The organism is Candidatus Krumholzibacteriia bacterium (assembly GCA_035268685.1).
GTDB lineage: Bacteria > Krumholzibacteriota > Krumholzibacteriia > JAJRXK01 > JAJRXK01 > JAJRXK01.
This window is the reverse complement of the sequence record DATFKK010000139.1, coordinates 1-12,729: the sequence shown is the minus strand read 5'-3', so window position 1 is coordinate 12,729 and position 12,729 is coordinate 1. Positions and strand designations below refer to the sequence as shown.

11 protein-coding genes are annotated in these 12,729 nt (G+C 68.5%); 10 read left to right on the top strand and 1 reads right to left on the bottom strand.

Translation table 11 applies throughout. The features are described from left to right. On the top strand, positions 1–296 hold a 296-nt coding region (locus VKA86_13250), incomplete at its 5' end, for an HNH endonuclease signature motif containing protein (protein ID HKK72180.1). A gap of 233 nt (positions 297–529) precedes the next feature. Here VKA86_13250 and VKA86_13245 read toward each other — a convergent pair. Next, entirely contained in the window at positions 530–1,825 is a 1,296-nt protein-coding gene (locus tag VKA86_13245; protein HKK72179.1) for a glycosyltransferase family 39 protein, read from the bottom strand. 231 nt (positions 1,826–2,056) lie between these two features. On the opposite strand from VKA86_13245, the gene VKA86_13240 reads away from it, so the two are divergent. From VKA86_13240 to VKA86_13200, 9 genes are all read left to right on the top strand, one after another. After that, the gene (locus VKA86_13240; protein ID HKK72178.1) at positions 2,057–4,378 is read left to right on the top strand and encodes a UvrD-helicase domain-containing protein; all 2,322 of its coding nucleotides are present in this window, start codon (positions 2,057–2,059) and stop codon (positions 4,376–4,378) included. Positions 4,379–4,428: 50 nt separating this feature from the next. Further along, positions 4,429–6,015: a tetratricopeptide repeat protein gene (locus VKA86_13235; protein ID HKK72177.1), complete on the top strand. Its 1,587-nt coding sequence runs from the start codon at positions 4,429–4,431 to the stop codon at positions 6,013–6,015. After that, positions 6,015–6,488 (top strand): hypothetical protein, encoded by a 474-nt coding sequence (locus VKA86_13230; GenBank protein HKK72176.1) that lies wholly within the window; start codon positions 6,015–6,017, stop codon positions 6,486–6,488. Before VKA86_13235 ends, VKA86_13230 begins: the two co-directional genes overlap by 1 nt. A gap of 86 nt (positions 6,489–6,574) precedes the next feature. Next, positions 6,575–7,249 (top strand): lamin tail domain-containing protein, encoded by a 675-nt coding sequence (locus VKA86_13225; GenBank protein ID HKK72175.1) that lies wholly within the window; start codon positions 6,575–6,577, stop codon positions 7,247–7,249. A 217-nt stretch (positions 7,250–7,466) separates the two neighbouring features. After that, positions 7,467–8,606, top strand: coding sequence for an acyl-CoA dehydrogenase (locus tag VKA86_13220; protein ID HKK72174.1), 1,140 nt, complete (start codon positions 7,467–7,469; stop codon positions 8,604–8,606). Positions 8,607–8,627: 21 nt separating this feature from the next. Next, a complete protein-coding gene (locus VKA86_13215) occupies positions 8,628–9,815 on the top strand; it encodes an acetyl-CoA C-acetyltransferase (GenBank protein ID HKK72173.1) in 1,188 nt (395 codons plus the stop codon). A 63-nt stretch (positions 9,816–9,878) separates the two neighbouring features. Continuing rightward, positions 9,879–10,724, top strand: coding sequence for a 3-hydroxybutyryl-CoA dehydrogenase (locus VKA86_13210; protein ID HKK72172.1), 846 nt, complete (start codon positions 9,879–9,881; stop codon positions 10,722–10,724). Positions 10,725–11,304: 580 nt separating this feature from the next. Continuing rightward, a complete protein-coding gene (locus VKA86_13205; GenBank protein HKK72171.1) occupies positions 11,305–11,961 on the top strand; it encodes a hypothetical protein in 657 nt (218 codons plus the stop codon). Continuing rightward, the gene (locus VKA86_13200) at positions 11,962–12,144 is read left to right on the top strand and encodes a hypothetical protein (protein ID HKK72170.1); all 183 of its coding nucleotides are present in this window, start codon (positions 11,962–11,964) and stop codon (positions 12,142–12,144) included. Positions 12,145–12,729: the final 585 nt, after the last annotated feature.

Below are 12,729 nucleotides of genomic sequence, written 5' to 3'. Positions count from 1 at the left end.
CGAAGCCGTCGGAGCCGAAGACCTCGACCCGCCACATTCCCCGCACCACGCGCGACCAGGTCTTCGACCGCGACGGCCACCGCTGCACCTACGTCGCGGCCGACGGCACGCGCTGCAGCGCCACCCATGACCTTCAGATCGACCACGTCCGGCCCTTCGCCCTGGGCGGGGACAACGAAGCCGACAACCTGCGGGTGCTCTGCGGCGCGCACAATCGGCGGCGGGCGGAGCACACCTTCGGGGCGCGCTGCACGCAGCCGGAACTTCTGGTGTCGGTCACCGGCCGAACGGAATGATCATGGTCCTGCGATCGTGGTCCGGTGCGACCGCTGCGCGCGGGGGTGTCCCGGCTCGCGCCGGTCGCATCCAGGCGGGAGCGTGCCTGGCCGCACCCATGTTCCGCCGCACCGATGCATGCCTGGTCGCACCGCTGTTCATTCGCACCGATGCGTGCCTGGCTGCACCGAAGCCGGCCCGCACCCATGCCTGCCCACCCGACCCAATCCGCCCCACATCCCGCGCAGCCCGCTCATCCCCACACCGGATCCGTCAACACCCCGGGCACCTGCCACACGCTCACCAGGAACACGACGGCCGCGAGGACCACCGCCACGATCCGCTGCCGCCGGCCACTCGCCATCCACAGCGCGTGACGGTCGAGCACCAACGCCACCGCGGCCACCATCAGCACCGGCAGGAATGCCAAGCGGAACCGCGACAGTCCGAACGTGATCAACGGTCCGATCCAGTGCACGGCCACGAACAGGGCGAACAGGATCTGCACGCGGGGCCAGCGGCCCAGCACGAGACCGGCGGAACCGAGCACGAGCACGGCGATGGTCGCGAGCATGGTGACCACGGCGAGGCCGTAGCGGAAGACGGGGCCGTCGAGGGCCGACCACGTGAACACGGCTTCGCGGCCCATCGATTGGTCGATCAATCGGTTCACGCCGAAGGAGTTGGGGGTGAGCATGGCGGGCACGACCTCGGCCAGCTTCTGGAGGGGCCACCACGGCATGCGCTCGCGGATGGTGCGGCGGGCGAGGACGCGGGCGGCGTGCTCGCGTTCGCCGGGGGTGCGGCCCAGGTGCTTGTAGTTGTCCTCGGCGATGTCGCGGTCGGGGGCATTGCCGATGTAGGCATTGAACCACGTCGTGGTGGTGATCCACACGTGGCCGTCGTGCTTGGAGCTGGCGTACGACGACCAGGGGCCGACGACGCAGGCGAAACCCAGCAGCATCACGGCCACGGCGAGCACGCGGCGGCTCCATGGCCGTGGCACCAACCACAACAGGGCCGGGGCCAGTCCGAAGGGCACGAGCAGGCCGACTTCACGGGTCAACGCGGCCACCCCGAGCAACAGGCCGGCCGCGAACCACGCCCGGCCGCGGCGGGCGCCGAAGACGAGCAGGGCCAGGGCACTGGTCGACAGGAGCATGTACAGCGGCTCGGACCACAGGTAGGTCCCGAAGAACACGAAGTCGGGGAACACCGCGCCCAGCAGCGCCGATCCGCGCGCGACGCCGAGCCCGCCGACCTGCCAGCCGAGCGCGAACAGGGGGATCACGAGCAGGGCTCCGAATACCACGTTCGCGGCCCGGGCGACGTGCGGGTCGACACCGAAGGCGCGGTACAGCCGGGCATACACGGTCTCGATCACGGGAGGCCGCGCGCCGGGGTACTTGTCGACCCAACCGCCGGCGAAGCGCTCGGCGCGCTGGTGGTAGTCGATCTCGTCGCCGGCCAGGGCAGTGGGTAGAGTTGCGGCCAGCCAGCCGCCGCGAAGCAGGAGCGCGACGACCAGCAGCACGAGGACGTCACGCACGACCCGACTGCGCGGGGCTGTGGTCCGAGGGGCGAAGGCTGCAGGAGACGAATCCACGACAGGCCCGGACGATGGAGGACGGGGCGCACGGAACCGAATCCGTCAGTCTAATCCGTGCGTCGGACCCGGATCAACCGCCACGGGTTGACACCGGTGCGCGGTTCGTGCGAATCACCACTATCTTCCGTCCGCCCCGGCGGCTCCGCCCGACCCGACCGATCCGGATCTCCCATGCTCGACACGCTCAATCCCGAACAGCGCGCGGCGGTCACGCACCCCGAGGGCCCGCTGCTGGTGATCGCCGGCGCGGGCAGCGGCAAGACGCGCGTATTGACCACGCGCATCGCCTGGCTCACCCAGGAGCAGCGGGTGCCGTCGCACCGCATCCTCGCGTTCACGTTCACGAACAAGGCCGCGCGCGAGATGCAGGGCCGGGTGCACCGCATGGTGCCGGGGTCGGAGGGCCGCAGCTGGATCGGTACCTTCCACGCGACCGGCGTGCGGATCCTGCGGCGCGAGGCGGAACGGATCGGCTACGATCGCTACTTCACGATCTACGACGCCGACGACCAACGGGCGTTGGTCAAGCAGATCCTCAACGACATGAAGGCCGATCCCAAGCAGTTCAGCCCGCGCGCGGTGGCGAGCGAGATCAGCCGGCACAAGAACGAGTTCCTCACGCCCGAGCAGGTGCGGGTGCAGGCGATCACGCCACGCGACGAGACGGTTGCCGACGTGTACCAGCGCTACGGGCAGCGCCTGCGCGAGATCGGCGCCATGGACTTCGACGACCTGATCGGCCGGACCGTCGAACTGTTCGAGGAGCACCGCGACGTGCAGGAGCGCTACGCCGAACGCTTCGAGCACGTGCTCGTCGACGAGTTCCAGGACACCAACCCTCTCCAGCTGGTGATGATCCGCGCACTGAGCGCGGTCCATGGCAACCTGTGCGCGGTGGGCGACGACGACCAGTCGATCTACTCCTGGCGCGGGGCCACGGTCGAGAACATGCTCGGCTTCGAGGAGTACTTCCCGGGCTCGACGCTGGTGCGGCTGGAACAGAACTATCGCAGCACGTCACTGATCCTGCGCGCGGCGAACGAGGTCATCGCGCACAACCGGCGCCGCAAGGGCAAGAACCTGTGGAGTCAGCGCGACGGCGGCTCGCCGATCGAACTGTGGTGGGCCGAGGACGACGAGGACGAAGGCCTGCGCGTGCGCGACCGGATCCGCAGCCTGCTCGCCGAGACCGACGCCCGGCGCAAGGACATCGTGATCCTCTACCGCACCAACGCGCAGAGCCGCGCGCTGGAAGACGCCCTGCGGCGCGAGGGGATCCCGTACCAGATCATCGGCGGCACGCGGTTCTACGAACGGCGCGAGGTGCGCGACTTGCTCGCCTACCTGAAGCTCGTGCAGAACCCGGGCGACGTGATCGCACTGGCCCGCGTGTTGAACGTGCCCAAACGAGGGATCGGCAAGACGACGGCCATGCGCTTCTTCGAGCTGCTCGAGTCCGAGCGCGGGAACGTACTCGAGCTGCTGCAGCGGCCGGATCGCGTGCGGGAGGCCTGCGGCAACGCCCCGACGAAGCGTCTGGTGGCCTTCGGAAAGCTGCTGGGAGAACTTCGGCGCCTCGCCGAGACGGCCGACGCGGCCACGTTGCTGCGGCAGTTGATCGACAGCGTGAAGTACGAGCAGTACCTGCGCGACGACGATCCGACGACGGCCGAGGACCGTCTGCTGAACGTGTCCGAGTTCGTGAACGTGGCCCACGAGTTCACCGCGACCAGCGACGAACCCGGTCTGGGGCCCTTCCTGGAGTCGATCGCACTGCTCACCGACATGGACCGCGCGCAGGACACCACCGACGTGATCACGCTCATGACCGTGCATACGGCCAAGGGTCTCGAGTATCCGTACGTCTTCGTGACCGGGGTCGAGGAAAACCTTCTTCCGCATGCCACGAGCATGGAGACCGACGACGGCCTGGAGGAAGAGCGCCGTCTGTTCTACGTCGCGCTGACCCGAGCCGAGGAACAGGTGGTGCTCACCTGTGCGGCGAGCCGTCGTCGCTTCGGCATGCGCGAGGGGGCGGTGCCGAGCCGGTTCATCGAGGAGATTCCCGACGACTGTCTGATCGAGATGGGCGAGGTCCCCACGCGGCACTCGCCCTGGGACGCGCCGGCGACGACTCGGCGCTGGACGCCCGGTGCTCCGACGTCCGCGCGGCCGAAGTCTTCACCGAACAAGGCCCGCGGGCCGGTCTCCGGCGACGTCATGTCCGAGGCACGCGCCTTCCTCAACAGCAAGGCGAAGAAGAAGGCGCAGTCCGGATCCACGTTCCACGAGGCCGAGATCAGCCAGGAAGAGATCCACTACCGCGTGGGACTGCGTGTCCAGCACGAGAACCTGGGCGAGGGAGTCATCGAGGACATGGAGGGTTCGGGTGACCTGCTGCGCCTGACCATTCGATTCGGCGACCACGGCCGCAAGCGCGTGCTGGCGCGGTACGCCCGGTTGACCGCCCTGGACGAGGACGCCGCGCTCTGATCGCGGCGCACCCGGTTGCCCTGTCCGCCCCGACTGCCGATACTCACGGCATGCCGATCGTCTGGACGCCGACCATGAACTGCCGTTGGATCGTCGTGATCGCTCTGACCGCCATCGCGGTGTCCGCGCCTGCGCGTGCCGCCGACGAGCGACCTCCCGGTCCCGAGCGGGGCGGGCGGTTCCGTTCGGCCGAGGCCGAGAGTCTGGGCTATGACGCCTTCCGGCAACTACCGGGCGAGCGACAGCTCGACCGTCGCGAGCAGGCCCGACGCTGGTTGCGCCGCGCCCGCGATCGCGCCCATGAGAGCGCGGCGGCCGCCGAACCCGCGAGCCGCCAGCAGTTCCTGCGCGATGCGGTCGACGCGTGCGCGACGGCAGTCGGCCTGGTTCCCTACCTGCCCGACGCGTGGGTCGCCTACGCGCGCCACTTGCACGCCATGGGTCGGTACGCGGACACCGACGCCTGTCTCGACCAGTTCGAACTGACGCTGCGCTACGAACGCCGTGAGAACCGCCGCCGCGAGATGCAGCAGGAAGCGCTCGCCATCGCCGCGCGTTGCGCCTACAACCGCGGCGAGCCCGACCGCAGCCGCCGAGCGGGCGAGCAGGCCCTGGCGATCGACGAGGGCGACGACGCGACCCGCCTGATCCTGGTCCGGGCGTTGATCCAGCTCGAGCGTTTCGACGAGGCCCGCGCCGCGGTCGACGGTTTCGCCGATCGCGGACCGATCTACCCGCGCGCGCTCGCCGTACTCGGGGTCCTGGAGATGCGCGACGGGCGCTACGAACGCGCCGAATGGGCCTTCGACCGCGCCTGGGAGTACGGGATGCGGGGGGCGGTCTTCGACAACGATCGCGGGCGCCTGTACCTGGCCATGGAGCGCTACGACGAGGCGGTCGAGCAGTTCGAGGACGCGATCGAGTCGGTGCCGAGCTTCCACGAGGCGCGCAACAATCTGGCCGTGGCCCATCGACGCGCCGGACGGCTGCGCGAATCCGATCTGATCCTGCAGTCGGTGCTGGAGGATCAGCCCGACTACGCGCCGGCACACTTCAATCGGGCCGAACTGTTGCGGCAGCGTCTCGATGTTGCCCCCGACGAGGACCAACGGCGGCGACTGGCCGCCGAAGCCATGCTGCACTACACCGCGGCGCTCGAGTACGGCTACGATCCCGAGGTGGCCATGGCTCGCCGCGTGGAGATCGCCGACCTGGCCGGCGACCTCGAACGCGCCGAACAGGACCTGTTGCGCATGACCGAGGACCCCTCGGTCGATGCCCGCGTGCTCTTCCTGCTGGGACGGATCAAGAAGGAGCAGGGGCGGCTGGACATCGCCACCAACCTGCTGCGGATGGCGGAGCGACGCGGTTACGACACTCCACGCCTGCACGCCGAACTGGGCGAGGTCCTGGCTCGGCAGGGCGATCTGGAGGGCGCACGCGACGAACTGCGGCGTGCCGTCGAGGCCGACACCGAAGGGAGCCTGGTGGTCACGCGCGTGAATCTGAGCGTGGTGCTGGCCCAGCTCGGCGACAGTGCGGCGGCCGAGGCGGTCCTGACCGACGCCGAGCGCCTCGCACCCGACCATCCCCTGGTCATCCAGCAGCGCGAAGCCCTGAGCGGGGGAGGCGAGTGATGAACTGCCGGCGAGCAGAGTGCGCGGTGCGGTCGTTCCTGGCGATCGTCGTTGCAGGCCTGTCACTCTTCGTGGTCAGTCCGGCCGTCGCGCAGGACGAGACCGACCGCGAGCCGTACCGCGATCCCTTCCTGGCTGCGCTACGCAGTGCGGCCGTTCCGGGCTGGGGACAGTTCCACCTGGGCCACGACGAACGCGGTACGGTGTACATGACCGTGGCCATCCTGCCGATCGCGGTGGCCAGCGGCGTCGTCGGTGTTCCCGTGATCGACGACGAGGACTTCGAGCGTACGCTCGGCGTGAGCGTCTACGTCGCCTGGGCGCTCCTCGCGGCCGTCGACGCCCACGAGATCGCCGAACGCCTGAACCTCGAGAACGGCTACGGTCTCGAGTTCCGCGCCGGCACTCCGCTGGCACCGGGCCGGGAGCCCGATCCCCGGGTCACGATCACGTTGCTGCGCCGTCACTTCTGACGCTGCTCTTGACCGCGGTCGCCGTCGTCGCGCAGGTTGACCGCCTCGCCTTCCGGACTCCAGCGCCTCCCGTTGGAGATTCCATCGTGAACACGCGAATCGTCGAGCGGTCGGCCCGCGGAGGGCCCGCCCGCGTGCTGCCCTACGCCCTGTGGATCGTTTTCGGCATGTTGGTCTACCCCGCACCCGGGAGTGCGCAGCTGCGCATCAGCGAGATCGCCTGTGATCCGGTCGAGGACTACGACAACGACGGCGAGGTGAACTGGAAGAGCGACGAGTTCGTCGAGATCGTCAACGTGTCCGACACCGAGGTCGATCTCACGCACTGGTACCTGAAGGACGGCACCGGGGACTCGTACCACTACGGCTTCGACGGCACGCTCGCAGCCGGCGCCGTGAAACTCGTCACGGGCACCATGTCGCAGATCTGGCAGGCCGTGAACGAGGCCGGCACCAGCGGCCTGAGCCTGAACAACACCGGCGAGATCGTCGAGCTGTGGCACGACGATCCGGCCGGTGAGCGTCTGCTCATGGACCAGGTCACGGTGCCGCCGCACGCGGCCGGCGAGGGGCGGTCGCTGGCCCTGGACCTGGAATCCGGCCAGTACGTGCTCCACGACGGACTGTCGCCCTACGGTGGCTCGGCCGAGCCGCAGGGGACGGGCTGCCCGCCCGGGCCCGCGGTTCCGGGCACCTGCCTGGTCGGAGTTCCCGTCGAATCGCAGGCCTGGGGAGCGCTGAAGGCGGCCTTCGACCGCTGAGTCGGTGCTCCGCGGTGGGGGAGCCGGCCGGTTCCCCCGCCCGCGGCTGCGGCGGGATCCTCCGCTTTCCCTTTCACGGTCGTGAGCCTATTCTAAGGAACCGTGCGCCGGTTCTGCGGCGTCGTGCGTCGTGTCCAGCCGCTCGCCCGAGTGGCCGCGCGCCGTTCCCATCCGCATCGACCTCGGACCCCCGTCGTTCGCCGCGGCAGGAGATTCCATGCTGTTGACCGAGAACCACGAGATCGTTCGCGACACGGCCCGTCGCTTCGCCCACGAACGCATCGCCCCGATCGCCGCCGAGATCGACGAGGAAGCCCGCTTCCCCGCCGAGACCATGAAGGAACTCGGCGAGATGGGATTCCTGGGATGCACGGTGCCCGAGACCTACGGCGGTGCCGGGCTCGACACCACGAGCTACGTGATCATCGTCGAAGAGCTGGCGAAGGTGTGCGCCTCGCACGCTCTGGCCCTGGCCGCGCACAACTCACTCGGCTGCGGTCCGCTCCACATGTTCGGGACCGAGGAGCAGAAGCAGCGCTGGTTGCCGAAGGCCGCGGGCGGTGAGATGTACATCAGCTACGGTCTCACCGAGCCCGACGCCGGCAGTGACGCGGGCGGCACGAAGACCACGGCCGTGCTCGACGGCGACGAGTGGGTGATCAACGGCAGCAAGAGCTGGATCACCAACGCCACGTACGCCGGTCTGTACGTGCTGACCGCGGTGACCGATCGCGAGAAGGGCACTCGCGGCGGGATCACCGCCTTCCTCGTCGAACGCGACACGCCCGGCTTCTCGGTGGGCAAGAAGGAGGACAAGCTGGGCATGCGCGCGAGCGACACCGCGCAGCTGCTCATGGAGGACGTGCGGATCCCCAAGGAGAACGTACTCGGCGAAGTCGGCGCGGGCTTCAAGCAGTTCATGAAGACCCTCGACAGCGGACGCATCTCGATCGCCGCGCTGTCGCTGGGCATCGCCGAGGGCGCGCACGACTACAGCGTGACCTACTCCAAGGAGCGCGAGGCCTTCGGCAAGGCCATCCACCAGTTCCAGGCGATCCAGTGGATGATCGCCGACGCCGCCACCCAGATCGAGGCGGCCCGTCTGCTCACCTACGAGGCGGCGCGTCTGAAGGACGCCGGCGAGAACTACGGTCACATGAGCGCCATGGCCAAGCTGCACGCCAGCGAGATGGCCATGCGCGTGACCGAGAACGCGATCCAGATCCTCGGCGGCTACGGCTACTGCCGCGACTATCCCGTCGAGCGCATGTATCGCGACGCCAAGCTCTGCACCATCGGCGAGGGCACGAGCGAGATCCAGCGCATCGTGATCAGCCGTCACGTGCTGAACCACTAACGAATCCCGAAAGGACCGGACATGTCCGAGCGAGTCGTCCTGTCCGCCGCGGCGCGGACCCCCATCGGCAGGTTCCAGGGTGGCCTGGCTCCCCTGAAGGCGACCGAGTTGGGCGCCGTCGCCGTGCGCGAGGCCCTGAAGCGCGCCGAGCTCGACGGCGAGAACGTCGACGAGGTCATCATGGGCTGCGTGCTCCCGGCCGGTCAGGGGCAGAACCCGGCCCGGCAGGCGAGCATATACGGCGGCGTGCCGAACACCGTGAGCGCCATGACCATCAACAAGGTCTGCGGCAGCGGCCTGCGCGCGGTGTCCTTGGCCGCGCAGTTCATCAAGGCCGGCGACAGCCAGGTTGTCGTGGCCGGTGGCATGGAGAGCATGAGCAACGCCCCCTACGCCTTGCCGACCGCGCGGTCGGGCATGCGCATGGGCCACCAGCAGGCCGTCGACCTGATGATCTGGGACGGTCTGTGGGACATCTACAACGACTTCCACATGGGCATGACCGGCGAGCTGGTCGCCGAGAAGTACGGCATCAGCCGCGAGGAGCAGGACACGTACGCGGCAAACAGCCACACCAAGGCCATCCAGGCCATGGAGTCGGGGCGTTTCGACCAGGAGATCGTTCCCGTCGAGATCAAGGGGCGCAAGGGCACCACGACCATCGACCAGGACGAGGGGCCACGCGCCGACAGCAGCGCCGAGGTGCTGGGCAAGCTGCGTCCGGCCTTCAAGCGCGACGGCGGCACCGTGACCGCCGGCAACGCGCCCAGCGTGAACGACGGCGCGGCCGCGCTGGTGGTGGCCGGCGAGAAGCGTGCCACCGAACTCGGCCTGAAGGCCTGGTACGAGGTCGAGGCCTACGCCACCGGCGCGCGCGAGCCCGAGTGGGTGATGATGGCGCCGGTGAAGGCCGTGCGGAACCTGCTGGCGAAGACCGGCTCGGCGATCGGCGACTTCGACCTGATCGAGCTCAACGAGGCCTTCAGCGTGCAGGCGATCGCCGTCATGCGCGAGCTCGAGGCCGACCCCGACCGCGTGAACGTCAACGGCGGCGCAGTCGCCCTGGGGCATCCCATCGGCTGCAGCGGCGCGCGGATCCTCACCACGCTCATGTACGCCATGGAGGACCGCGGTGCCGAGCGCGGGCTCGCCGCGCTCTGTCTGGGCGGCGGCGACGCCGTCGCGCTGAGCATCCGCCGCATCGCCTAGTACCCGTCACCAAGCCCCGGGGCCCGACGGCTCCGGGGCATCGCATTTCCGGAGGGAACCATCGTGAGTAGGATCGGAGTCGTCGGCGGGGGCACCATGGGCAACGGCATCGCCCACGTCTTCGCCCAGTTCGGACACGACACCACCTTGGTCGACGTCACCCAGGACGCGCTCGATGGCGCCCGGGCGACCATCGAGAAGAACCTCGGCCGGCAGGTGAAGAAGGAGAAGATCAGCGAGGACGACATGGAGTCCACGCTGGGACGCCTGCAGTTCTCCACCGAGGTCTCGTCGCTGGCCGACTGCGACCTGGTGGTCGAGGCGATCTTCGAGAACCTCGAGGCGAAGGCCACCCTCTACCGTGAGATCGTCGAGCACGTGGGCGAGGACACCATTCTCGCGAGCAACACCTCGAGCATCTCGATCACCAAGCTGGCCACCACCACCGGCCGCGCGGACCGCTTCATCGGCATGCACTTCATGAACCCCGTGCCCATGATGAAGCTGGTCGAGGTGATCCGGGGGCACGACACCAGCGATGCCACCACCGCCCGTGTGGTCGAGCTGGCCAGGGACCTGAAGAAGATCCCGGTGGAGTGCAACGACTACCCCGGCTTCGTGAGCAACCGCGTGCTCATGCCCATGATCAACGAGGCGATCTTCGCCCTGCACGAGGGCGTGGCCACGCCCGAGGCCATCGACGAGATCATGAAGCTGGGCATGGCCCACCCCATGGGCCCGCTCACGCTGGCCGACTTCATCGGTCTGGACGTGTGCCTGAACATCCTCGAGGTCCTGCACGAGGGCTTCGGCGACAGCAAGTACCGCCCGTGTCCGCTGCTGCGGAAGATGGTCGACGCCGGGCACCTGGGCCGGAAGACGGGGCGGGGGTTCTACGCGTACGAGTAGCCCGCCCGGGCGGGTGCGTGGGCGTGGGTCTCCGGACGTGCGCAGGGCGGAGCCGATCAGGACGAATTCAAGGTCGAACTTCAGGCCAGGCACTGGCAGTGCACCGATCCCGGGCAGCAATGCCTGCTCGATGCAGTACCCGGATCCGATCCCGGCTGCGTACTCGATCCGGCCGACTACGTACGAACGGGTCGGGGCGGCCTCGAGCCGGCGCCTCCGCGCCAGAAGTCGAGGATGCGGTCATCACGGTCGCCGTACTGCTCGGGCCACCGATACGCTCCGTCGTCGCTCGGGTGGAGCGAATCGATGATCGAAGTCCGGAGGAGCCCGGGCTGCCGAAGCCTGGTCGGCTGCCTCCGACCATCCCGACACACCCTACGGCGTCTCCGACTACGGAGAGGCCACGATCGCCCTGCGCACCGAAGGGATGCGCGCGATCGAGGAGCGATTGAAGGCCATCGACCCAGCCGACCGGTCGATTTCCGAGAAGGTCGACTACCTCGCGGTGAAGGCGCAGGTCGCCGCGTAGCGATTCCATCCGGAGGTCCCTCGTCCGTGGGCCCTTGATCCGGGCATCTACGTGGATCCGCTCCCGCGCCTGGCGTTCTCCGACATGGGTGCCGATGGCGAGGCCATGGAGCGCATCCGCGCACGACTGGAGGCGATCCCCGCGATCATGGAGGCCGCGAAGACCAACCTGACCGAAGGCGGGGCCGACTTCCTGGCCCTCGCCCGATTCAACGTGCGGAATCCGGATGGTGTCGGGCATGGCCACCCGTTCCGCGTCACGCCTCCGGCGGGTGTCATCGACTGGTACGAGGACCTGCTCACGCGCCGTGACTGGGCGAGGATGATGGGGTTCCTCGCGCTCGAGGAGAAGAGGAACGAAGGCCTCCGCGTCCTCGAGTCGGTGGCCACGGTGGAGGAATACGAAGCACGTCTTCGGCGTACCGACCGCAACGTGCGTCGCTGGCTGGTCGAAGAAAACATCCTGACCCTGCCCGACGACACGCCGGACTTCGAGAACTTTGGCTACAACGTACCGTTCATCGAGCGTGCGGCCAGGGTCACGGTCGACATCGGGATGCAACTCGGGGAGATGACGGTCGCCGAGGCCGCCCGGCAGATGATCGAAGGATCGCCGTGGCTCGACGAGGAGGTCGCGCGTGTCGACGCGGAGATCTACCTGCGGCGGCTGTCGGGCTACGGTCTGGGATACACGATCAGGAACCTGTAGATGCAGGAGCTGCTCGGAGAGGTGCGGGCTCGCGACGGCGAGAACTTCGACCTGAAGGCCTTCCACGACACCTTCATGACCGCGGGGCGGCTGCCGATCAGTCTGATCCGCTACGAGATGCTGGGAGTCGAGGACGAGGTCTCGAGCTTCTGGGAGTTCGAGGAGAGTTCCACCGCAGAGTGACGAAGTTGGTGATGTCCCGTCCGCCCAGGGAGTCACCGGCGTCCACGTCACGTAGTAGTAGGCTGCGCCGCTGCAGGTCGAGAAGTCGTTCCACACGCTGAACTTCATCAGGCCGTTGCCGTCCGTGTCTTCGGTGTAGCGGTCGGGCTCGTACGAACTGCCGGCCGCCCACATCTGGCCGCGCCTCCCGAGATTTCTGCTTCTCCGCTCCCGTTCCCTTGTCCTGGTACGGGCACGAATCACAGCGGCACAGTACCGGTGAATCGAGTTCGATCATGCGGATCACCGGACACTCGCTCCCTCGGCGCGCGGTTCCTCCTCGACCTCGGCCTGCAGCGTGAACTCGGCCACGACGTCGGGCATGGGTGAATCGACGACGGGGTCGTCATGACGGACCTCGCAGGGGTCGGTGTCGTCCAGGGAGCCGGCAACGAGCTTCGCACGGCCGGGGAACGGCGGCGAGCGCGGTCGCGTTGGTCTCCGCGTCGTCGTGATCCCTCAGACGCCCAGCACCCACAGCCAGACCACGATCGCCGGCAGCGACGCCAATGTCGTCCCGACGATGAGTCCCGATGCAAGGCGTTC